We start from the raw sequence: 22575 nt of genomic DNA on the forward strand, positions 1-22575 counted from the left end.
GCCGATGGCTACGACCGCACCGGTTCCGCTACCTTCGCCGCTGATGGCTACGACCGCACCGGTTCCGCCAGCATCAGCTGATTGATGCACCTGACACCACAGCCCGGCCTTGGCCGGGCTTAGTCGTTTCTGGCCAGGGGAAAACACCCACAGCGTGGAACGCTCAAGGGCCAGGACGCTGGAATTGGGCGATTGCGCACTGCACTATGACGCCCTTAACCCGCCCCAAGCAGGAACCTTGAGCCATGCCCGACGATATCCACTTTTACCAACCTGCCCTGGGCCACGGCCTGCCCCACGACCCGTTCAATGCCATCGTCGGCCCGCGCCCCATCGGCTGGATCTCTTCCCAGGATCGCGAGGGGCGCCTGAACCTGGCGCCCTACAGCTTCTTCAACGCCTTCAACTACATTCCACCGATCATCGGTTTCTCCAGCGTCGGGCGCAAAGACAGCCTGAACAATATCGAGCAGACCGGCGAGTTCGCTTGGAACCTGGCCACCCGACCTCTAGCCGAGCAGATGAACCAGAGCTGCGCCGCAGTCCCGGCCGAGGTAAACGAGTTCGAACTGGCCGGCCTGACCCCCGTGGCGTCGAAAGTCATCAGCGTGCCCCGGGTAGCCGAGAGCCCGGTGTCCTTCGAGTGCAAGGTCACCCAGATCATTCAATTGCAGCGGGCGGACAAGGAACTGGTGCCGAGCTGGCTGATCCTCGGCGAAGTGGTCGCCGTGCATATCGCCAAGTGGCTGCTCAAGGACGGGATCTACGACACCGCCGCGGCAGAGCCGATTCTGCGCGGCGGCGGGCCGGCGGATTACTTCCAACTGGGGCCAGAGGCTCTGTTCAGGATGCACCGCCCGGGGGCAGTCAAATAGCGCTTGGACTCAGTAGCTCTTCCAGCTCAATTCGCCGTCCTGATCGACGTCGGTCAACTGTTCGAGTTGTTGTGCGGCAGCCTGGTCGGCGTCATGCGCCGTCTTGAATTTCTGCTCATCCAGGACTTTATGAAAGCGTGGTGCGCTTGATGCGCCGAGAGCCTTGACGGCGATGGCGGCGCTGTATCCCCCCTCCCCTGGAACCACAGCGGAAACTGCTTCGTAGTGTGCAAACTCTTTGCGTGCCATGTTGCGAGTCCTGGCCAATGAAAAGTCGGCCATTCTAAACCTTCAACTGGCCAGCTTGTGCACCGGCGCCTGCTGTAGTTGCGGATATTCGCCATGGGCTTGCAGCGCCGACACGGTACTGAAGGTATGAAAATCCAGGCTGTTGACCACCAGGTCCTGCACCAGCTCGGCAAAGATCGCCATGGCCGGGGAATTGAAATAGGCCGTCATCGCCTGCTGGCTGCTCCAGAAACCGGACACCAGCCACAGGTCGGCATCGCACTGCGAATGCTGCAGGGCAAAATGCAGGCAACCACAGGCCTGGCGGGACGGTTCGATCAGGCTGCTCAAGCGCGCACCCAGCTCCTTGGAACGCCCGGCCCGGGCTCGGACAAAGGCCATGTGACTGACGGGAATATGCGTGGACATGTGCGACCCTCCCAGGGTGTTGTCGAGGCAGCCATGGGACGGGCTGCGACAGGATCAACGATACGGGGCAGGCCCTCGCGCGCGTTAGTCGATTTCTGCCGTTGATTTGCCCAATCCTGCGACAAGCCCTTTGCTCCCTCCCCGACTCCGCGCCATTGGGCAAAAGCATGACAACGGTGTTTCAAGCAAGTGAAGCTCAGGAGCATCGGCTGATCTTGCCTATCGCGCGCGCAAGCAGCAGGATCAGGCAAGTTTTACGCAGGATTCGCCTACCCGCGCTTCTTGCACAAACTTAAGCTGTGCCGACTGCAAACACTCGGAGGCTGCCCCATGCCATCACTGGAAACCCCGCCACCGCCCCTGGCCCCGGAGATGGAACGGCAGCGCGTGGAACTGGCCGCGATCATTGCACGCAACACCGCCGAGGACGGCAGCTACGCCACGGCCATCGACTCGTTGTTCGTCTCGCGCCACAGCAGCTCTCATCAATTCGGTTCGGTGCTGGCACAGCCGGCGCTGTGCATCATGGCCCAGGGCCGCAAGGAAGTACGCCTGGCCGATGAAAGCTACAACTACGACCCCTTGAATTACCTGGTGGTCTCGGTTTCCGTCCCCCTGAGCGGCAAGGTGGCGATCGTTTCACCAGAGGAGCCGATCCTGGCCCTGCGCCTGGACATCGACCCCGGGGAAATCAATGCATTGATTGCCGATGCCGGCCCCATCGGCGTACCCGCCCGGCCTACCGGGCGCGGCCTGTACGTGGAGCGCCTGGACCCGGCGATGCTCGACGCGGTGTTGCGCCTGACCCGCCTGCTGGACACCCCGAAAGACATCGCCATGCTCGCGCCGCTGGTACGCCGGGAAATTCTCTATCGCCTGCTGCGCAGCCCCCAGGGCCACCGCCTGTATGAGATCGCCACCGCCAACAGCCAGGGCCACCGGGTCAACCAGGCCATCAAGTGGCTCAACGGTAATTTCGTGCACCCGTTGCGCATCGATGATCTGGCCCGGGAGGTGAACCTGAGCGTCTCGACCCTGCACCACCGCTTCAAGGCCATGACCGCCATGAGCCCGCTGCAGTACCAGAAACAGTTGCGCCTGCAAGAAGCCCGGCGGCTGATGCTGGCCGAGGGGCTGGAGGCTTCGGTAGCGGGCTATCGGGTGGGTTATGAAAGCCCGTCGCAGTTCAGCCGCGAGTACAGCCGCTTGTTCGGCGCGCCGCCGTTGCGGGATATGGCGCGCCTGCGGGTGAGCAACTGAGGCCTGCCTAACGAGCGCGGATCACATGCTTGATTTCCTGAAAGGCCTGTAGCCCCCAGGGCCCCAGTTCACGACCGATGCTGCTCTGCTTGTAGCCGCCCCACGCCGTCTGGGGAAAGATCACCTGGGGCGCATTGATCCACACCAGACCGGCCTGCAGGGCATTGGCCACTTGCTCGGCATGCGCTGCATCCGCTCCCACTACGCTGGCCACCAGGCCGAACTCGCTGTCATTGGCCATTTCGATGGCCTGCTGCTCGTTGCTGAAACTGCGCACGCAGAGCACCGGGCCAAAGATCTCCTCACGCCATAGCGCACTGTCCAGCGGCACCTCGGTGAACACCGTGGGCTGGATGAAATACCCCTGCTGCAAGCCGGCCGGGCGGCCACCGCCGCAGACCAGCTTGGCCCCCACATTCAAGCCTTCCTCGATATGGGCCTGCACCCGCCGGTATTGCGCCTGATTGACCAGCGCGCCCATTTCCACCTCCGGGTCGAACGGGTCGGCCACACGAATGGCTTCGGCCCGGACCTTGAGGCGCAACAGGAACTCATCGGCCAACTCATCGGCCACCAGCACCCGGCTGGTGGCCGAGCACATTTGCCCGGCGTTGAAGAAGCCGCCGCCACAGGCCAGCTCCACCGCCAGATCCAGATCGGCATCCGCCAGCACCAGCAACGACGACTTGCCCCCCAGCTCCAGGCTCACGCCCTTGACGGTTTCCGCCGCGCGTTGCATCACCTGGACCCCCACGGCGTTGCTGCCGGTGAAGGAGATTTTCGCCACTCGCGGGTCGGCTGCCAGGGGCGCGCCCACCGCCAGGCCGGTGCCGCAGACCAGGTTGAACACGCCCCGGGGCAAGCCGCTGCCGGCGATGATTGCCGCCAGTTCCAGCTCCGGCAAAGGGGTGACTTCGGAGGGCTTGAGCACCACGCTGCAACCGGCGGCCAGGGCCGGAGCGAGCTTCCAGGCGGTGGTGACCATGGGGAAGTTCCACGGCACGATCAGCCCGACGATGCCACAGGGCTCGCGGCGCAGACGGGCACTGAAGGCCTCGCTGGGCAGTGCCACGTTGGCGTCCTGAGCGGCATCCAGGCCTTCGGCCAGCCCTGCGTAGTACTCGAAGGTGGCAATCACATCGTCCACATCCATGGCGGCCTCGAACTGCGGCTTGCCGTTGTTGCTCGACTGCAGGTGCATCAGTCGCTCCCGGCGTTCGGCCACCCCGGCAGCAATCCGCCGCAGGACCGCGGCACGTTCAGCCCCGCTGCTGTGCGACCAACGCGCAAGGCCGGCGCTGGCAGCGCACAGCGCCTGCTCCACGGCCTCGGGACCGCCACCGGCAACCTGGGCCAGTACGCCCTCGGTGCTGGGGTTGATCACCTGCAGATGCTCGCTGCCCGCCAACCATTGGCCGTCGATGTACAGCCCGTTCAACAGGGGGTGCGCGCTCATGCCTGTACTCCTTGGGTCCAGCGGTTCTGATCGACCTCTATCAGGGTCGGGCCCTGGCGATCCGCCGCCGAGCGCAGCGCCGCGCGCAGTTGCTCGACGCTGTCGATGCGCTCGGCGGCGCAACCCAGGCCCTTGGCCACGGCAATGAAATCCGGGGTGTAGATGTCGACGCCCACCGGCTCGATGGCGCGATTGACCATGTATTTCTTGATCTCTTCGTAGCCCTGGTTATTCCACAGCAGGACGATGATCGGGGTGCGAGCCTCCACCGCGCAGGCCAGTTCCGAAAGGGTGAACTGCAAGCCGCCATCGCCGATCAGGCAGGCCACCGGCCGTCGCTGGCTGGCGTGCGAACCGCCGCCGAGCCAGGCGCCAATGGCCGCCGGCAAGGCATAACCCAGGGTGCCGTACCCGGTGGAGGAGTTGAACCAGCGTCGTGGCTGCTCGGGGTTGAAGGTCAGGTTGCCGCTGTACACCGGCTGGGTGGAATCGCCCACCAGGACAATCTCCGGCAGTTCCTGGACCACGGTCTGCAGAAACAGGGTCTGGGCCTGGGTCGGGCCGTCCCAGAGCTGGCTCAGCTCACTGCGCAAGGCGGCGGCGCGGACCTGGCCCCAGTCGCTGCGACGCGCTGCCAATTCCAGCCCGGCAAGTTGCGCCAGCAGCGCTTCGGCAGCGATCCGGGCGTCGGCCACCAGTGCCACTTTCGGCGGATAGTTGCGCACGGTCTGGTCGGCATCGATATCGATACGCAGCAGGGTAGCGGGAATCTCGAAACCACCGGCGAAGGTCACGTCGTAATCGGTTTCCGCCAGCTCGGTGCCAATGGCCAAGACCACATCGGCCTCGGCCACCAGGGCCCGGGTCGCCACCATGGACTGGGTGGAACCGATCAGCAGCGGATGCGCCGAAGGCAGCATGCCCTTGGCATTGATGGTCAGGGCCACCGGCGCTTGCAACAGCTCGGCCAGGCGGGTCAGGGCCGGGGCGGCATCGATGGCGCCCCCGCCCGCGAGAATCAGCGGCCGCTTGGCACTGGCCAGCAGTTGGCTCATCTGCGCGACAGCGGCCGGGGCGGCGCCGGCGCGGGCGATCTGCACCGGCTCGCTGGTCAACAGGTGGTCGGCGTCCTGGACCAGCACATCGAGGGGAATCTCGATATGCACGGGGCGTGGGCGCCCGGCCTGGAACAGGGCAAAGGCCCGGGCCAGCACCGCTGGCAACTCGTCGGCACACATCAGGGTGTGGGAAAACGCCGCCACGCCACTGACCAGCGCACTCTGGTTGGGCAGCTCGTGGAGCTTGCCGCGCCCGCCCCCCAACTGGCTGCGGGCCTGCACGCTGGAGATCACCAGCATGGGAATCGAATCGGCGTAGGCCTGGCCCATGGCGGTGGTGATGTTGGTCATGCCGGGGCCGGTGATGATGAAGCACACACCGGGCTTGCCGCTGGTTCGGGCGTAGCCGTCGGCCATGAAGCCGGCGCCTTGCTCATGGCGCGGAGTCACATGATGGATGGGCGAACGGGCCAGGCCGCGATACAACTCCACAGTGTGTACCCCGGGAATGCCGAACACCTGCTCGACGCCATAACCTTCCAGTAGCTTGACCAGTACTTCACCGCACGTCGCCATCTCATCGCCCTTCTTATTGGAGGAAAACCGCACGTCGGCCACAGGCTGGAAAACGCCTGCGGGCGCCGATATAGGGGCTATTGGAACGGTGGGCCTGTAGCCGCAACAATGGATAAAAAGTCATACTAGCCATGTCCCCACGTCATGCCTCGGCCAGCCATGAAACGCCTTCCTCCCTTGCCCGCGCTGCACACTTTTCTGATCACCGCCCAGTGCTGCAACTTCACTCGCGCCGCCGAGCAGTTGCACATCACCCAGGGAGCGGTAAGCCGGCAGATCGCCGGGCTGGAAAGTCACCTGGGCTATCCGTTGTTCCTGCGCCAGGCCCGGGGCCTGAGCCTCACCGCCGAGGGGCTGGAATGGCTGCCACGGGTGCAGCAGGTGTTCGAAATGATCAATGGCGCGGTGGACGAGATCGGCGGCCAGAAGCGCAACCTGCGGCTCAAGGCCCCGACCTGCGTGATGCGCTGGCTGCTGCCGCGGTTGCTGCAGTGGCAGAAGGAGCGCCCCGATGTGCCAGTGCAACTGACCACCACCATTGCCCATGGCGTGGATTTCGGCCGCGAGCCGTTCGACGCCGCGGTCATGTACGGCGCGCCACCGGCACCGACCCTGGGCTCGCGACACCTGTTCAATGAACAGCTGACTCCGGTCTGTTCCCGGCCCCTGCTGGAAGGCCCGGTGCCGCTGACGAGCCCCAGAGACCTGCAACAGCACCTGCTGCTGCACCCCTCCCATGATCAGCGGGACTGGCAGACCTGGCTCAAGGCCGCTGGCACGCCCCTGGACACCCTGGGCAAGGGCCAGCACTTCGAGACCCTGGACCTGGCGATGTCCGTGGCCTCCCAGGGCACAGGCGTGGCGATTGGCGACTGGGCATTGATTGGCGATGACCTGAGTGCCGGGCGGCTGGTCATGCCCTTTGAATTGAAGGTGCCGACAGGGCAGGCGTATTACCTGGTTTACCCGGAGCGCCCGGGGCCTTCGCCGGCCCTGCAGGAACTGCTGGACTGGCTGGTGGAACAGGCCCGGCAGCGCTGAAATACCGGCAGGCAGCGAAAAGCCCCGCGAGGGGCCTTCAACGCTTGCCGGAACAACCCGGTAGCCGCCTGCAGCAGGCGGCTAACGGGTCAATCGGCCAGTGATCAGTAGCCGACGGTGAAACGCTGACGGCTATGGGCGGGCTTTTCCACCTCGTCGAGCATGGCGATGGCGTAGTCGGCAAAAGTGATCCAGCTACGGCCCTCTGCGCTGACCAGCAGGTCGTCCTGGCCCAGGCGGAAGTGCCCGGTACGCTCACCCTCGACGAACTCCGCCGATGGCGAAAGAAAGGTCCAGTCCAGGTCCTGCTCCTTGCGCAGGGTCTCCAGGTACACCCCGCCGGCGCTGGCTTCGGCCTTGTATTCCTCCGGGAAGCCCGGGCTATCGATAACCTTGCTGCCACCCGGCAGCAACAGCGAACCGGCACCGCCTACCACCAGCAGGCGCTTGACCCCGGCCTTTTTCACCGGGTCGATGATGGCATTGGCAGCGATGCTGGAAAAATGCGCCGCGCTGATCACCACATCGTGACCGGCCACCGCCGCTTGCAGCGCGGCACTGTCGGCCACATCCACATCGCGGCTGACCACGCCGACACGCGAACCGATCTTCGCCGTGTTGCGGGCGATGGCGGTCACGCTGTGGCCGCGACGCAGGGCTTCTTCCAGCAGTTGGCTACCGGCACGGCCGGTGGCACCAATGATTGCGATCTTGCTCATGACATGTCTCCAGTTGGCTAAGAGAGTACAGAGGCATCCGCCCCCACAAGGGAGTGGGTCAAACCGTTTTCACCACTTCATTTCGCCCTTGGCGACCTTGGCGCTCAGCTCCAGGGAGCTGTCCTCGCCCAGGTCCGGGTAACGCTTTTTCATGGCCGCGATCAGCTCGGCGGAATCCTTGGCCTTGGCGGTTTCCTCGTCGAAGGCCTTGATGTAGTCCGCGGTGAAGTGCACCGGGGCCAGGGAACGCGCGCTGTCACCGAGGAAGTGCCCGGGAATCACGGTCTTGGGTTGCAGGCTGTCGATGGTCTTGAGGGTAGCCAGCCAGTCCGCATGGGACTGCGGGGTCTGGGTATCGGCCATCCACACGTGGATGTTTTCCGCGACCACCACGCCACCGACCACCGCCTTGATCGACGGGATCCACACAAAGCTGCGGTCCGGCTGCTTGCCGTCCAGGCCAATGACGTCGAGCTTCTGCCCTTCCAGGGTCAGGCTGTGGCCCTTGAGCACGCCCGGCACGATGGTCTTGGCCGGTACGTCGGCGCCCATTTTCGGGCCCCAGAACGCCAGCTTGCCATCCACCGTGGCCTTGATGTGATCCACGGTCGGCTGCGAAGCCACCACCTTGGCGTCGGGGAAGGCGGCGGTCAGGGTGTCGAGGCCGAAGTAGTAGTCTGGGTCACCATGACTGATGTAGATGGTGGTCAAGTGCTTGCCGCTGGCGCGGATCTTGTCCACCAGTTGCTGTGCCTGGGACTTGCCGAACTGGGCGTCCACCAGGATCGCGTCCTTCTTGCCGCTGACCAGCACCGAGGTCACCGGGAAGATTGCGTTGGCGCCCGGGTTGTAGACATCCAGGCTCAGGGTCGGCTCGGCGGCCGCGGCATGGGCGGCAAAGCCCAGGGTGGCAGTGGCCAGCAGCAAGCGTTTGAGTGAAGTGAATCCGATCATGAGGGCAGCTCCGGCATCTGTTGGCTGGGTTGGGATGGACAGAGCTTAGTTGCCAGACTCGTTACAAAAAATGCGATGCTTGAACATAGTTTGTTTCTGAAAGCGGGCAAATCATGGATCGTCTCCAAGCAATGCGGGTCTTCGTCACCGTCGTCGACCTGGGCAGCCAGTCGGCCGCCGCCGATCACCTGGACCTGTCGCGTCCGGTGGTGTCACGTTATCTGGCGGAATTGGAGGACTGGGTCGGCGCCCGGCTGATGCACCGAACCACGCGCAAGCTCAGCCTGACCGCCGCCGGCGGTGAGATCCTGCCCCGCTGCCGGCAGATGCTGGAGCTGTCCAGCGACATGCAGGCCGCGGTCGGCGAGCCGGACGATGCACCCCGCGGCCTGCTGCGCATCAGCGTCAGTACCTCGTTCGGCCAGTCGCAACTGGCGGATGCCGTGGCCGACTACGTCAAGCGCTACCCGGGGGTCAGCATCGACCTGCAGATGCTCGATCGCACGGTAAACCTGGTGGATGAACGCATTGACCTGGCGATCCGTACCAGCAATGACCTGGACCCGAACCTGATCGCCCGGCGCCTGACGGTCTGCCGCTCGGTGATCTGCGCCTCGCCGGCCTATCTGCGAGAGCACACCGCGCCCCAGCGGGTGGAGGAACTGAACCGGCACAACTGCCTGACCCACTCCTACTTCGGCAAGAGCCTGTGGCATTTCGAACAGGATGGCGAACAGGTATCGGTGCCGGTGCAGGGCAACATCAGCGCCAACGAGGCCAGCACGCTGCTGCGCACCACCATGGCCGGCGCCGGGATCGCCATGCTGCCCAGCTACCAGGCCGGTGAGTACATCAAGCGTGGAGAGCTGGTACGCCTGCTGCCCCACGCCGAACCGCGCACGATGAACATGTACGCGGTCTATGCCTCGCGCAAGCACATGCCGGCGACCTTGCGCAGCATGCTCGACTTCCTGGTCCTCAGGTTTCCCCAGCAACCGCTCTGGGATGACGGTTTGTAGATAGATGCACGGCGCTGGCCGGGCTGCTCGATCCAGCTGCTGAATACCCTGCCAAACAGGCCGGGCAAGCCCCCGCAACTGACCTATGCTGATAACAGTACCCCTTTAAACCAAAGGGGTATGGGTTCAGAGGTCGTTGCCATGAACGTCAAGACAAGAAGGTACCTGGCCATCTTCATGACCTGCACCGTGACCCTGGCGCTATACGGTACTGCCGCTTATCGCGTGGAGCAGGCGCGCATGCAACCGCGCAACTACGCCAGTTGCAACCTGGAACGCTGCATGCCCCACAACGCCACCTTGAACGCCCTCAGGTGAGCGTCAGCGAATCGGCGTCCCCGGCCTGATCGGCCTTCAGGCGGTCGCGAAATACCTTGGGCGAGATCCCCTCCCGGCGCCGAAACAGCCGGGTGAAGTTGGTGGGGTCGGAAAACCCCAGGTCCGCGGAAATCTCGTAGATGGTCATCCCGGTGTAGGTCAGCAGCCGCTTGGCTTCCAGTAGCTGGCGTTCGTGCATGATCTGCAGCGCCGGCTGCCCTGCCAGTTCACGGCAGGTGCCGTTGAGGTGCGACACTGAAATGCCCAGCTTGTGGGCCAGGTCCTCGACCTTCACATGCTCGCGGTAATGGGCTTCCACCAACTGGATGAAGCCATTGAAATACTCACGGGCCCGCTGGGGACGCCGGCTGGCACTGCTGCGCTGCAACGCCTGGCGCCCGACCCAGACCACAATCATGCTGACCAGCGCATGCATGAGCATTTCCCGAGCCGGCTGCTGCCCCTGGTACTCCTGCTGCAAGGCGGCGAACAAACCGTTCAGGTACGCCTCGTCTGCCCCCGTCGGATATCCCTCGGGCCTGGCCAGGGTATTTTGCCCCTGCCCCAGTTGGGTTTGCAGATGGCTTACCAGCGGCGCTGCCAGCGTTACCACATAACCTTCTATGTCTTCGGAAAACCGGAAGCCATGGACCGACAGCGGCGGCAGGACCTGGACCATCGATTTGTCCAGCAGGGTACGCTGGCCTTCGATCTCCAGTTCCGCCTGCCCACGGTATACAAACAGCAACTGGCAGAGGTCGGCATGCCGATGGGGCTTGATTTCCCAATGGTGCTCGCGGCTGCGCTGGCTGATGGGCTCGCAATGAAGCAGGTCCGGGGTGGGCCAGTCCAGGCTCTCGCCATAGAGCTTGAACACCGGAATCGACGCAAGGGCAGGCTTGTTCATCACTACAGTCCAGGCCTCAGTGTGACGGGCGACGGGGGCGCCAGCGGGCGAACCATCAGACAACCGCCAGGGCTCTTCGATAAACGAATACGCCCAGGCGAAATACAAGCAACAGCAACATCAATGGACATTGACCGGGCCGGTGTTCAGAGCACCAGCCCAGTGCCGGGCACTATACAGAATGCGTCCCATTACCAGCTAATTCCCGCCGAATAATCTGCGTTTTCGTCTGGCCGCCCAGGTCTTCACAGAGCATCGTTCCCATCAGTTAAGCCCAGATGAAAAATCCCCGGAGACTTCCTTGTATGGCTATCTAGTAGGCTCCTATCTAGTACACTGAAGCGCACTTCCACCGGCCTTGCTCCGCCGGGTCAATCTCTGCCCGCAGGTTCTTTCGTGACCCACTTCCAACAGCCCGTCTCGCCCAAACCGGCCATTCGCAGCGTGCTGATCGCCCTGATGCTGGCGATCTTTCTCGGTGCCCTGGACCAGACCATCGTCGCCGTCTCCATGCCGGCCATTTCCGCCCAGTTCAAGGACGTCGGCCTGCTGGCCTGGGTGATCTCCGGCTACATGGTGGCGATGACCGTGGCAGTGCCCATCTACGGCAAGCTCGGCGACCTCTACGGCCGCCGCCGCTTGATGCTGTTCGGCATGGGGCTGTTCACCCTGGCCTCGCTGTTCTGCGGCCTGGCACAGAACATGGAGCAACTGGTGCTGGCGCGGATTATTCAGGGTATCGGCGCCGGCGGCATGATCTCAGTGAGCCAGGCCATCATTGGCGACATAGTTCCGCCTCGGGAGCGCGGTCGCTACCAGGGCTACTTCAGCAGCATGTACGCAGTGGCCAGCGTCGCCGGCCCGGTGCTGGGCGGCTACATGACCGAATTCCTTTCCTGGCGCTGGGTGTTCCTGATCAACCTGCCTCTGGGCCTGGGCGCCTGGTGGGTGGCGCATCGCACTCTGATCGGGCTGCCGGTGCCCCAGCGCAAGCCGATCATCGACTACCTCGGTACCGTGCTGATGATCATCGGCCTGACCGCCCTGCTGCTGGGTATCACCCAGGTAGGCCAGGGCTATTCCTGGCGCAGCGCCGAAGTGCTCGATCTGCTGGCCATCGCGGTTATCGTCCTGGCGCTGTTCGTCTGGCATGAGCGCCGGGCCCGGGAACCCCTGCTGCCGATGCACCTGTTCACCAACCGCAACGCGCTGCTGTGCTGGTGCACGATCTTCTTCACCAGCTTCCAGGCCATTTCCCTGATCGTGCTGATGCCGCTGCGCTTCCAGAGCATCACCGGCGCCGGGGCCGACAGTGCCGCCCTGCACCTGCTGCCGCTGGCCATGGGTCTGCCAATGGGCGCCTATTGTGCCGGGCGCCTGACCTCGGTCACCGGGCGCTACAAGCCGATGATCCTCAGTGGCGCGCTGCTGATGCCGCTGTCGATCCTCGGCATGGCCCTGGTGCCGCCGCAGTCGGAGCTGCTCAGCGGCCTGTTCATGCTGCTCTGCGGGATCGCCGGCGGCATGCAGTTCCCCACCTCCCTGGTGGGCACGCAGAACTCGGTGGAGCAACGGGATATCGGCGTGGCCACCAGCACCACCAACCTGTTCCGCGCCCTCGGCGGGGCGGTGGGCGTGGCGCTGATGTCGGCGTTGCTGCTGGCCTTGCTCCAGGATTCCAGCCTGGCCCATCTCGGTGGCGCCGGGCTGATGGTTGAAGGGCACTCCGGCAATGCCCTGCTGGAAGGCCTGAACGCCGCCCCCGGCCCGGCGCGGGACGCCTTGCGAGCCGAGTTGCTGACGACCTTCAAGCATCTGTTGCTGGTCAGTGCCGGGGTATCCCTGCTGGGGCTGGCAGCGGCGATCGCCATGCCCAATCGCCTGCTGCGCGGTCGTGAAGACAAGGCGCGTTAACCCGCCCCGGGTCCTGTAGCCGCTTTGGTCGAAGCGCTCCAGCCTTTGCTGAAGCAGCCTGCGGCAGCGGCTGCAGGGCAGCATGATCAAGGGCTGTAGTAGCCCACCGCAACCAGCAGATTCCCTACCTTGCGCAGGTAGGCGTGCTTGTCCTCCACCTTGCCGGTCACCGGGTTCTTCCAGCGGTATTGGTATTCGCCCTGATCCTCGCGAGCCATGAGCGCCAGCATCGGCTCGCCCACCGGCTTGCCTTCGGGATCCCTGATCTTGGCGAAGTCGGTGTTGAGCAAACGCAGGTTGGTGCCATGGGCCAGGTAGCGCCGGCTGTCCATGTCCACCACGAACACGTACAGATCGTCTTCAAGAAAACCGCCCTGCAACTGGTTGATCGCCTTGAGCGTGCCGTTGCGGTCCGTGCTCAGGGCCGTGGCTGCCCTCTCCAGCAATGCCCTGGCCTGCTCGGCCGACGCCCGGGGCTGGTAGTAACCCACCGCCAGGATGCGTTCGCCGACCCGCTGGAAATACACATGCTTGCGCTCGATCTTGCCGTCGGCCCAGTTCTGCCAGCGGTACTCGGCCTGCTGGATGCCATTGCCCTCGGGCGTCTTCAACGCTTGCTTGAACGCCTTGCGCAGGTCCGGCCCCAGGACTTGCGACACATCACGGCCAATCAACGCCGACGAGGGACCGCCACTGGCCAGCATCACGCCTTGGGTATCCACCACGAACACATAGCGGTCGTGGTCGACGAACTCGCCCTGGCGGCTGAAGGCAGCGAATGCCTTGTCGCCCTGATCGTGGTAGTAGCCCAGGGCCTTTTCCAGCAGCGCCCGGGCCGCCGCGCCATCATCCACCGACGGCGCCGCCTGCAGCGGGCCCAAGCACAACAGCAGCAGCCAGGTATTTCCAAGCCACAGTCTCATCGCCCGCTCCTCGTTCGTGTTGGCGTTCGAAGAGCGTAGACGGCTGCAGGATATGCGGAAACATTCAGCACACGGGGGGTGAACCGACGCCTTCCCACGCCAGGCGTGGGAAGGCGGCCCCCATCAAGGGCGGGTGTTGATCTGCTGCTGCAGGTTCTGGATCTGGCTTTGCAGCGTGTTGATGTTGCGGGTCACCTGGCCGCGAAAGGCGTCGAACTCGGCAGTGCTGGCACCGTTTTGCGCAGCGGCGGGACGGTTGTCCTGCTGGCTCTTGAGCACGATCAGGTCCTGTTCCAGACGCTCGATGGCGGCGCTCGGATTGCCCTGTTTCTTCAGCGTGGCCAGGTCGGCGCCCAGGCTCTTGAGCTGGGCATCGACCTTGCCGTTGTCGGTCTGGGCGCTTTTCAGGCTCGCCAGTTCACCGCTCAAGGCTTTCACCTGGGCCTGCAACTGGCTGTTGGCTGCTTGCTGCTCGGCGGTCTGCGCGCTCATCTGCGCCAGGCGCTTGTCCAGATCGGTGGCCTGCCCCGCCACGCCCTGCTGCTGTCGGCTCTGGTCCTGCAGGCGGCTCTCCAGTTGCTTGATCTGCAGCTTCAGCGCTTCGCTGTCGGTGGTGACATTGGTCTGGCTGGCCACCACCTTGCCGGAGATGTCCTGCAGGCGTCCGGCCGCTTCCTCACTGATCCTGGCGAAGCTTTCCTGGGTCGCCACCAATTGCTGTTCCATCAGCGAAATCTGCTGGAAGCTCCACCAGGCAAGGCCGATGAAGGCAAAGAACAAGGCGCCCACCAATGCCCAGAGCGGGCCGGTGCTGGGGCTCTTGACCTTGACTACCGGCGTGCCGCGCGAATGCACGGAGGTACGCTCGCGGGCAGCGCTGGTGGTGGGGAAGACATCGTCGTCGAGAGGATCGGCGCGCAGACTGGGAACGTCGTCGAAGTCATCGTTTGCATCGTTACGCATGGGGCAACCTTTGTGAAACGCGGTGGTGGCTGAGTGCGGCGAGTATAAACCGCTAATCCGCCCGGCCAATGGACCGGGCCGGGCAAACTCGGTTCAGTCTTTGGTTTCAGCTTATGTCCTGGGCTTTCCACCAGGCGCAGAACTCATCCAGGGCCGCCCACAGGCTGACCTTGGGCTCATAGCCGAGATAATGCCGGGCACGGCTGATATCCAGGGTGAAATTCTTGTTCATGACCTGCATTCCCAGGCGCGACAGAGTCGGCTCCGGCCGCCCCGGCCAGAGCTTGCAGACACCTTCGTTGAGCGCCGCCACGCCATAAGCCAGGCCGAAGGAGCGATAACGGGTGACTTGCGGCACCTGCATCTGGCGCATCACATAATTGACCACATCCCACAAAGGCACCGGTGTGCCGTTGCTGATGTTGTAGGCCTTGCCCAAGGCCGAGCCGCTGGCGTGCAGGCTGCTGAACAACGCCTCGTTGAGGTTGTGCACACTGGTGAAATCGACCTTGTTCAGGCCGTTGCCGACAATGGCCAGGCGGCCCTTGCGCTGCATCTTCAACAGCCGCGGGAAGATGCTCATGTCGCCGGCGCCGGTGACGAAGCGCGGGCGCAGGGCAAGCACTTCAAGGCCGAACTCCTGGGCGCCGAAGACCTTTTGCTCGGCCAGGTACTTGGTGGCCGCATAAGGATGCCGGAAGCGCTTGGGCACTTGTTCCTCGGTCAACCCCAGGTGATCCCGGCCGTCGAAGTAGATCGAGGGCGAAGACAGGTGCACCAGCCGCTGCACCCGCTGCTTGAGGCAGGCTTCGACCACGTTCTCGGTGACCAGCACATTGCCCTGGTGGAAGTCCTGGTAGCGCCCCCACAAGCCCACGGCACCGGCGCAATGCACCACGCTGTCGACGTCGCGGCACAGCTCGCGCACCAGATCGGCATCGCTCAGGTCACCCTGAACGAACTCAGCGCCACGGCGCACCAGATGCTCCACAGCTTCGGCGCGACGGCCATTGACCCGCACCTCCAGGCCCTGCTCAAGGGCAAAGCGGGCGAAGCGCCCGCCGATGAAGCCGCTTGCGCCGGTAACCAGAATCTTCATGAAATATTCCTAAGAAAGCAGTGACGAGCTACGAGCTACGAGCTACAAGCTGCAAGTTAAAAATCAGTGCGCAAGCTGTCTACTTGCAGCTTGTCGCTTGACGCTTACGGCTGCTCCCAGGGCACCAGCCATTGTGCCGACAAACGTGCCAAGTGCTCGGTGAGCAGCCCCAGCAATTGGCCGCCGTTGCGCCAATGATGCCAGTACAGCGGCACATCGATGGGTTTATCCGGCAACAGCTCCAACAGCAGGCCTCGCTCGAGCTGCTCGCGGACCTGCAACTCGGGCACCAGCCCCCAGCCCAGGCCGGCCTCGGTCAGGCGAATGAAGCCCTCGGAAGACGGGCACAGATGATGCTCGAAAGCACCGTCCACGCCCAGGGAAGCCAGGTAGCGATGCTGCAGGAAATCGTCGGGGCCAAACACCAGCGCCGGTGTGCGCGGCAACTGCTCGGCACGCACGCCCTGGGGAAAATGCCGGGCGATGAATTCCGGGCTGGCCATGGCCCGGTAGCGCATGGCCCCCAGCAGCAGGCTGCGGGCCCCGGCCACCGGGCGCTCGCTGGCACAGACGCAGGCCGCCACTTCCCCGGCGCGCATGCGCTTGAGGCCGACGGTCTGGTCTTCCACCACCAGGTCCAGGAGCAGATGGTGCTCGGCGCAAAAATCGCCCACTGCGCCAGCCCACCAGGTGGCCAGGCTGTCGGCGTTGAGGGCGATGCGCAAGCGCTCCGGCAGGCCCTCCTCGTCCAGGGCCGGCACCAGGCTTTGCAGGTCGCGCTCCAGCAGGCGCACCTGCTGCACATGGTTGAGCAGGCGCCGGCCGATTTCCGTCGGCGCTGGCGGCGTCACCCGCACCAACACTGGCTGGCCGACCCGGGCCTCCAGCAGTTTGATCCGCTGGGAAATCGCCGACTGTGACAAACCCAGCACCTGGGCCGCCCGCTCGAACCCTGCCTGCTCGATCACTGCGGCCAAGGCCGAGAGCAACTTGTAGTCGAACATCAGTTTTCCTAATGAGAGATCAGTAATATTGGTTTTTCTTATACAACCTGGGCCGGGAAAATAGCCAGCGTAAAGCCTCAGCAATGCCTCTTCGTTCAAGGATTCCGTTCATGGCCGGTGAAACCTCCCTCGCAACCCTGCTGCGCAGCATGAGCCCGCAGCTCAATGACGGCGAGTACGTGTTCTGCTCCCTCTCCGACCGCAGCCTGCTGCAGGACTGCGAAGTGCTGGGCAGTTTTCGCGAGCGCGAAGGCCTGACCGTGATTCTCCCGCGCCAGCAGGCCGAGCGCCTGGGCTTGGGCTTCGACTATGTAGCCGCCTGGATCACCCTCAACGTGCATTCGGCGCTCGAAGCCGTGGGCCTGACCGCTGCCTTCGCCGGGGCCCTGGGCAAGGCCGGGATCAGTTGCAACGTGATCGCCGGCTACTACCACGACCACCTGTTTGTCGGCCAGGCGGATGCCGGGCGGGCCATGCAGGTATTGCAACAACTGGCCGCCGGCGAGGAGCAATAACCATGTGGCAAAGCTATGTGAATGGCCTGTTGGTGGCCTTCGGCCTGATCATGGCCATCGGTACTCAGAACGCTTTCGTCCTGGCCCAGAGCCTGCGCCGCGAGCACCACCTGCCGGTGGCGGCACTGTGCGTCACCTGTGATGCGCTGCTTGTGGCGGCCGGCGTGTTCGGCCTGGCCACCGTGCTCACCCAGAGCCCGATGCTGCTGGCGGTGGCACGCTGGGGCGGCGCGGCATTCCTGATCTGGTATGGCGCCCAGGCATTGCGCCGGGCCTGCTCGAAACAGAGCCTGCAGCAGGGCGAAGGACAGACCGTGCGTTCGCTGCGGGCGGTGATGCTCAGCGCCCTGGCGGTGACCCTGCTCAACCCCCATGTGTACCTGGACACGGTGCTGCTGATCGGCTCGCTGGGGGCCCAGCAGACCGAACCGGGCGCCTATGTGGTGGGGGCCGCGAGCGCTTCGCTGCTGTGGTTCTTCACCCTGGCGCTGGGCGCCGCCTGGCTGGCTCCGTGGCTGGCGCGCCCGAGCACCTGGAGGATACTCGACCTGCTGGTGGCGGTGATGATGTTCAGCGTCGCCCTGCAGTTGATCAGCGCCGCGTGACTTATTCCAAAAGGCTCTGGAACCTCTATCCCACACAGTTGTTGCGTGGTTAAGCCGCACCCCCGGTGCTATGATCCGAACCCTGCGCCGCAAAGAGTACAAACTCCCCGGCGCTTGTCTGGCCGCCCGTGATCGGCCTTGCGCTCACCGCAACTGACCTGATTAGGAGAATCATCATGGCTTTCGAATTGCCGCCGCTGCCCTATGCACACGACGCTCTGCAGCCGCACATTTCCAAGGAAACCCTGGAATACCACCACGACAAGCACCACAACACCTACGTCGTGAACCTGAACAACCTGGTGCCAGGCACCGAGTTCGAAGGCAAGACTCTGGAAGAGATCGTCAAAACCTCTTCGGGCGGCATCTTCAACAACGCGGCCCAGGTCTGGAACCACACTTTCTACTGGAACTGCCTGGCGCCAAACGCCGGCGGCCAACCTACCGGCGCCCTGGCTGAAGCCATCAACGCTGCGTTCGGTTCGTTCGACAAGTTCAAAGAAGAATTCACCAAGACTTCGGTTGGCACCTTCGGTTCCGGCTGGGGCTGGCTGGTGAAAAAGGCTGACGGTTCCCTGGCCCTGGCCAGCACCATCGGCGCCGGCAACCCGCTGACCAGCGGCGACACCCCGCTGCTGACCTGCGACGTCTGGGAACACGCCTACTACATCGACTACCGCAACGTTCGTCCAAAATACGTCGAAGCGTTCTGGAACCTGGTCAACTGGAAATTCGTGGCTGAGCAGTTCGAAGGCAAGAACTTCGTCGCTTAAGTCCGTTTGCAGTGTAAAAAACCCGGCCTGGCCGGGTTTTTTTTGCCTGTGGCAAAGCCGGGATCTTGTCCCGCCCACCTGAAGCGCTAAGATTCATGGCAGGTAAAAAACAACGCCGCCCCTCAAGTTGCAAGGCGTCGCTACCGACACACTATCCACAGCACGAGCAATCCTGATTCTGATCACCCGGGCCTGGCCCGCAGACATCCTGTTCTCGGCACTAATGTCACTTTGACGGCCATCACGGGATTGCCAATACTCATGGCAACTTGACGCTACACGCACGGAACAAGGAATAGCCCTTTGAAGCTGGAACTCAAAAACAGCTTGTCGGTGAAGTTGCTCCGGGTTGTGCTGCTGTCGGCACTCATAGTGGGCGTGGTCCTGAGCTGCGCCCAGATCGTCTTCGATGCCTACAAGACTCGGCAGGCGGTAGCTAGCGATGCCCAGCGCATTCTCGACATGTTTCGCGACCCATCGACACAGGCGGTCTACAGCCTGGACCGGGAAATGGGCATGCAAGTCATTGAAGGCCTGTTCCAGGATGACGCGGTGCGCATGGCCTCCATTGGCCACCCGAACGAAACCATGCTCGCGGAGAAATCCCGCGACCTGCAGAAATCCTCCAGCCGCTGGCTGACCGACCTGATCCTCGGTCAGGAACGCACCTTCACTACGCAATTGGTGGGCCGTGGCCCCTACAGCGAATATTACGGCGACCTGAGCATCACCCTCGACACCGCCACTTATGGCCAGGGTTTCATCGTCAGTTCGGTGATCATCTTCATTTCCGGAGTCCTGCGGGCCCTGGCCATGGGCCTGGTGCTGTACCTGGTCTATCACTGGCTGCTGACCAAGCCGCTGTCGCGAATCATCGAGCACCTGACCACCATCAACCCCGACCGCCCCAGCGAACACCAGTTGCCCCTGCTCAAGGGCCACGAGAAGAACGAGCTGGGGATCTGGATCAATACCGCCAACCAGTTGCTGGCCTCCATCGAGCGCAACACCCACTTGCGTCACGAGGCGGAAAACAGCCTGTTGCGCATGGCCCAGTACGACTTCCTCACCGGCTTGCCAAACCGCCAGCAGCTGCAACAGCAACTGGACAAGATCCTGGTGGACGCCGGGCGCCTGCAACGCCGGGTGGCGGTGCTCTGTGTCGGCCTGGATGATTTCAAGGGCATCAACGAACAGTTCAGCTACCAGACCGGCGACCAACTATTGCTGGCCCTGGCCGACCGCCTGCGCGGCCACAGCGGCCGGCTTGGCGCCCTGGCGCGCCTGGGGGGCGATCAGTTCGCCCTGGTCCAGGCCGATATCGAACAGCCTTACGAAGCTGCGGAACTGGCCCAGAGCATCCTCGATGACCTGGAGGCCACCTTCGCCCTGGATCACCAGGAAATCCGCCTGCGTGCCACCATCGGTATCACCCTGTTCCCGGAGGACGGCGACAGCACGGAAAAGCTCCTGCAAAAAGCCGAACAGACCATGACCCTGGCCAAGACCCGGTCACGCAATCGGTATCAGTTCTATATCGCCAGCGTCGACAGCGAGATGCGTCGCCGCCGCGAGCTGGAAAAAGACCTGCGCGAGGCCCTGGCCCGGGATCAGTTCTTCCTCGTCTACCAACCGCAGATCAGCTATCGCGACCACCGTGTGGTGGGCGTCGAAGCGCTGATCCGCTGGCAGCACCCCGAGCATGGCCTGGTGCCGCCAGACCTGTTCATTCCCCTGGCGGAACAGAACGGCACCATCATCGCCATCGGCGAATGGGTGCTGGACCAGGCCTGCCGCCAGCTGCGGGAATGGCACGACATGGGCTTCAGCGACCTGCGCATGGCGGTCAACCTGTCCACCGTGCAACTGCACCACGCCGAGTTGCCACGGGTGGTCAACAATCTGTTGCAGATCTACCGCCTGCCCCCCCGCAGCCTGGAGCTGGAAGTCACCGAAACCGGCCTGATGGAAGACATCAGCACCGCCGCCCAGCACCTGCTGAGCCTGCGCCGCTCCGGCGCCCTGATTGCCATCGACGACTTCGGTACTGGCTACTCGTCCCTGAGCTACCTCAAGAGCCTGCCCCTGGACAAGATCAAGATCGACAAGAGCTTCGTCCAGGACCTGCTGGATGACGATGACGATGCCACCATCGTGCGCGCGATCATCCAGCTGGGTAAGAGCCTGGGCATGCAGGTGATCGCCGAGGGCGTGGAAACTGCCGAGCAGGAGGCCTACATCATCTCCGAAGGCTGCCACGAAGGTCAGGGCTACCACTACAGCAAACCCCTGCCCGCCCGGGAGCTGGGGGCCTACCTGAAACAGGCCCAGCGCAGCAATGCGGCAATCCTCTGAGCCAGGCACGGCGCTGGCGAACCTGACCCAGCGCAATCCCCTGTTGAATAAGAAATATTTCCAGGCACAACCCTTTACACATAATGCAAATCTTTCGCATTATGTCGCAGCTTTTGCGCGCGCCCGCGCCGTCCACTCCCCTCTCGAAGCAGGATGTTCGCCATGATTCGTATGCCTCTGGCTACCGCCAGTCTGTTGGCCATCGCAATTTCCCTCGCCGGCTGCGGCGAAGGCAAAGACGACAAGGCTGCCGCCCAAGCGCCGACCCCGGCCACCAGCACTGCAACCCCAGCGGCCGATGCAGCCGGCAAGGTCGACGAAGCGGCTGCCAAGGCCGTGGTCGCGCATTACGCCGACATGGTCTTCGCCGTGTACAGCGACTCCGAATCCACCGCGAAAACCCTGCAGACCGCCATCGATGCCTTCCTCGCCAAGCCCAACGACGACACTCTGAAAGCCGCCAAGGCTGCCTGGGTCGCCGCTCGCGTGCCTTACCTGCAGAGCGAAGTGTTCCGCTTCGGCAACACCATCATCGATGACTGGGAAGGTCAGGTGAACGCCTGGCCCCTGGACGAAGGCCTGATCGACTACGTCGACAAGAGCTACGAGCACGCACTGGGCAACCCGGGTGCCACCGCCAACATCATCGCCAACACCGAGATCCAGGTCGGCGAAGACAAGGTCGACGTGAAAGACATCACCCCGGAAAAACTCGCCAGCCTGAACGAGCTGGGCGGTGCCGAGGCCAACGTCGCCACCGGCTACCACGCCATCGAATTCCTGCTCTGGGGCCAGGACCTCAACGGCACCGGCCCTGGCGCCGGGGCCCGCCCTGCTTCGGACTACCTGGAAGGTGCCGGTGCCACCGGCGGCCATAACGACCGTCGTCGTGCCTACCTGAAGGCCGTGACCCAACTGCTGGTCAACGACCTGGAGGAAATGGTCGGCAACTGGAAGCCGGACGTGGCCGACAACTACCGCGCCACCCTGGAAGCCGAGCCGGCCGAGACCGGCCTGCGCAAGATGCTGTTCGGCATGGGCAGCCTGTCCCTGGGTGAACTGGCTGGCGAGCGGATGAAGGTTTCCCTGGAAGCCAACTCCCCTGAAGACGAGCAGGACTGCTTCAGCGACAACACCCACAACTCGCACTTCTACGACGCCAAGGGCATCCGCAACGTCTACCTGGGCGAGTACACCCGTACCGACGGCACCAAGATGAGCGGCGCCAGCCTGTCGTCCCTGGTGGCCAAGGCCGACCCGGCCGCCGACGCGGCCCTGAAAGCCGACCTGGCGGCCACCGAAGCCAAGATCCAGGTCATGGTCGACCACGCCAACAAGGGCGAGCACTACGACCAGCTGATTGCGGCGGGCAACGAGTCCGGCAACCAGATCGTGCGTGACGCCATCGCCGCCCTGGTCAAGCAGACCGGCTCGATCGAGCAGGCCGCCGGCAAGCTGGGCATCAGCGACCTGAACCCGGACAACGCCGATCACGAATTCTGATCCGCATTGCGCCAGGCAGAAAGGCGACCCTCGGGTCGCCTTTTTTGTGCCCGCCGCAGCCGTTTGCACAACCTGCAACAT

At 63.8% G+C, this 22575-nt stretch carries 22 protein-coding genes; 11 read left to right on the forward strand and 11 right to left on the reverse strand.

Annotated features, from left to right (window positions below):
• Positions 1 to 245 precede the first annotated feature (245 nt).
• Complete coding sequence (locus tag BLS75_RS10660; RefSeq protein ID WP_011063061.1) at positions 246 to 875, forward strand: flavin reductase family protein; 630 nt, start codon at positions 246 to 248, stop codon at positions 873 to 875.
• A 9-nt stretch (positions 876 to 884) separates the two neighbouring features.
• Here BLS75_RS10660 and BLS75_RS10665 read toward each other — a convergent pair whose 3' ends face one another.
• The gene (locus BLS75_RS10665) at positions 885 to 1157 is read right to left on the reverse strand and encodes a hypothetical protein (RefSeq protein ID WP_072450819.1); all 273 of its coding nucleotides are present in this window, start codon (positions 1155 to 1157) and stop codon (positions 885 to 887) included.
• A 9-nt stretch (positions 1158 to 1166) separates the two neighbouring features.
• Positions 1167 to 1532 carry a putative quinol monooxygenase gene (locus BLS75_RS10670; protein WP_011063063.1) on the reverse strand — a complete coding sequence of 122 codons (366 nt, stop codon included), beginning with the start codon at positions 1530 to 1532 and terminating at the stop codon, positions 1167 to 1169.
• A 330-nt stretch (positions 1533 to 1862) separates the two neighbouring features.
• Here BLS75_RS10670 and BLS75_RS10675 point away from each other — a divergent pair, with 330 nt between their 5' ends.
• The gene (locus tag BLS75_RS10675; protein WP_015636791.1) at positions 1863 to 2792 is read left to right on the forward strand and encodes an AraC family transcriptional regulator; all 930 of its coding nucleotides are present in this window, start codon (positions 1863 to 1865) and stop codon (positions 2790 to 2792) included.
• A gap of 7 nt (positions 2793 to 2799) precedes the next feature.
• Here the strand turns inward: BLS75_RS10675 and BLS75_RS10680 are convergent, their stop codons facing one another.
• Together BLS75_RS10680 and BLS75_RS10685 are read right to left on the reverse strand one after the other, a co-directional pair.
• Complete coding sequence (locus tag BLS75_RS10680) at positions 2800 to 4248, reverse strand: aldehyde dehydrogenase family protein (protein ID WP_072450820.1); 1449 nt, start codon at positions 4246 to 4248, stop codon at positions 2800 to 2802.
• Entirely contained in the window at positions 4245 to 5882 is a 1638-nt protein-coding gene (locus BLS75_RS10685) for a 5-guanidino-2-oxopentanoate decarboxylase (RefSeq protein ID WP_011063066.1), read from the reverse strand. Before BLS75_RS10685 ends, BLS75_RS10680 begins: the two co-directional genes overlap by 4 nt.
• Positions 5883 to 6041: 159 nt before the next feature.
• Here BLS75_RS10685 and BLS75_RS10690 point away from each other — a divergent pair, with 159 nt between their 5' ends.
• Positions 6042 to 6923, forward strand: coding sequence for a LysR substrate-binding domain-containing protein (locus BLS75_RS10690; protein ID WP_011063067.1), 882 nt, complete (start codon positions 6042 to 6044; stop codon positions 6921 to 6923).
• A 104-nt stretch (positions 6924 to 7027) separates the two neighbouring features.
• On the opposite strand, the gene BLS75_RS10695 is transcribed toward BLS75_RS10690, so the two are convergent.
• On the reverse strand, positions 7028 to 7642 hold the full coding sequence (locus BLS75_RS10695; RefSeq protein ID WP_072450821.1) for an NAD(P)-dependent oxidoreductase: 615 nt from the start codon (positions 7640 to 7642) through the stop codon (positions 7028 to 7030).
• Between the two features lie 69 nt (positions 7643 to 7711).
• Positions 7712 to 8596: an MBL fold metallo-hydrolase gene (locus BLS75_RS10700; RefSeq protein WP_011063069.1), complete on the reverse strand. Its 885-nt coding sequence runs from the start codon at positions 8594 to 8596 to the stop codon at positions 7712 to 7714.
• A 113-nt stretch (positions 8597 to 8709) separates the two neighbouring features.
• On the opposite strand from BLS75_RS10700, the gene BLS75_RS10705 reads away from it, so the two are divergent.
• The gene (locus BLS75_RS10705) at positions 8710 to 9615 is read left to right on the forward strand and encodes a LysR family transcriptional regulator (protein WP_072450822.1); all 906 of its coding nucleotides are present in this window, start codon (positions 8710 to 8712) and stop codon (positions 9613 to 9615) included.
• Positions 9616 to 9756: 141 nt separating this feature from the next.
• Positions 9757 to 9933: a hypothetical protein gene (locus tag BLS75_RS32400; RefSeq protein ID WP_015636796.1), complete on the forward strand. Its 177-nt coding sequence runs from the start codon at positions 9757 to 9759 to the stop codon at positions 9931 to 9933.
• Here the strand turns inward: BLS75_RS32400 and BLS75_RS10715 are convergent.
• Complete coding sequence (locus BLS75_RS10715) at positions 9926 to 10840, reverse strand: helix-turn-helix domain-containing protein (RefSeq protein ID WP_011063072.1); 915 nt, start codon at positions 10838 to 10840, stop codon at positions 9926 to 9928. The genes BLS75_RS32400 and BLS75_RS10715 overlap by 8 nt on opposite strands.
• A gap of 396 nt (positions 10841 to 11236) precedes the next feature.
• Here BLS75_RS10715 and BLS75_RS10720 point away from each other — a divergent pair, with 396 nt between their 5' ends.
• The gene (locus BLS75_RS10720; RefSeq protein WP_072450823.1) at positions 11237 to 12754 is read left to right on the forward strand and encodes an MDR family MFS transporter; all 1518 of its coding nucleotides are present in this window, start codon (positions 11237 to 11239) and stop codon (positions 12752 to 12754) included.
• Between the two features lie 86 nt (positions 12755 to 12840).
• Here the strand turns inward: BLS75_RS10720 and BLS75_RS10725 are convergent, their stop codons facing one another.
• From BLS75_RS10725 to BLS75_RS10740, 4 genes are all read right to left on the reverse strand, one after another.
• Complete coding sequence (locus BLS75_RS10725; RefSeq protein WP_072450824.1) at positions 12841 to 13677, reverse strand: cache domain-containing protein; 837 nt, start codon at positions 13675 to 13677, stop codon at positions 12841 to 12843.
• A gap of 123 nt (positions 13678 to 13800) precedes the next feature.
• Complete coding sequence (locus tag BLS75_RS10730; protein ID WP_011063075.1) at positions 13801 to 14640, reverse strand: coiled-coil domain-containing protein; 840 nt, start codon at positions 14638 to 14640, stop codon at positions 13801 to 13803.
• Positions 14641 to 14746: 106 nt separating this feature from the next.
• Positions 14747 to 15739, reverse strand: a complete 993-nt coding sequence (locus BLS75_RS10735) for an NAD-dependent epimerase/dehydratase family protein (RefSeq protein ID WP_072450825.1) — start codon at positions 15737 to 15739, stop codon at positions 14747 to 14749.
• 104 nt (positions 15740 to 15843) lie between these two features.
• Positions 15844 to 16743, reverse strand: a complete 900-nt coding sequence (locus BLS75_RS10740; protein ID WP_015636800.1) for a LysR family transcriptional regulator ArgP — start codon at positions 16741 to 16743, stop codon at positions 15844 to 15846.
• Positions 16744 to 16853: 110 nt separating this feature from the next.
• Here BLS75_RS10740 and BLS75_RS10745 point away from each other — a divergent pair, with 110 nt between their 5' ends.
• The 5 genes from BLS75_RS10745 (at position 16854) to BLS75_RS10765 (ending at position 22494) form a co-directional block, all read left to right on the forward strand.
• A complete protein-coding gene (locus tag BLS75_RS10745; protein WP_072450826.1) occupies positions 16854 to 17258 on the forward strand; it encodes an ACT domain-containing protein in 405 nt (134 codons plus the stop codon).
• A 2-nt stretch (positions 17259 to 17260) separates the two neighbouring features.
• Positions 17261 to 17863 (forward strand): LysE/ArgO family amino acid transporter, encoded by a 603-nt coding sequence (locus BLS75_RS10750; protein WP_011063079.1) that lies wholly within the window; start codon positions 17261 to 17263, stop codon positions 17861 to 17863.
• 176 nt (positions 17864 to 18039) lie between these two features.
• Positions 18040 to 18636 carry a superoxide dismutase gene (locus tag BLS75_RS10755; RefSeq protein ID WP_011063080.1) on the forward strand — a complete coding sequence of 199 codons (597 nt, stop codon included), beginning with the start codon at positions 18040 to 18042 and terminating at the stop codon, positions 18634 to 18636.
• Between the two features lie 303 nt (positions 18637 to 18939).
• Entirely contained in the window at positions 18940 to 20991 is a 2052-nt protein-coding gene (locus BLS75_RS10760; protein WP_011063081.1) for a putative bifunctional diguanylate cyclase/phosphodiesterase, read from the forward strand.
• A gap of 162 nt (positions 20992 to 21153) precedes the next feature.
• On the forward strand, positions 21154 to 22494 hold the full coding sequence (locus BLS75_RS10765; protein WP_011063082.1) for an imelysin family protein: 1341 nt from the start codon (positions 21154 to 21156) through the stop codon (positions 22492 to 22494).
• Positions 22495 to 22575: the final 81 nt, after the last annotated feature.

Source organism: Pseudomonas sp. NFPP12 (assembly GCF_900103205.1).
GTDB classification, from domain to species: Bacteria; Pseudomonadota; Gammaproteobacteria; order Pseudomonadales; family Pseudomonadaceae; genus Aquipseudomonas; species Aquipseudomonas protegens.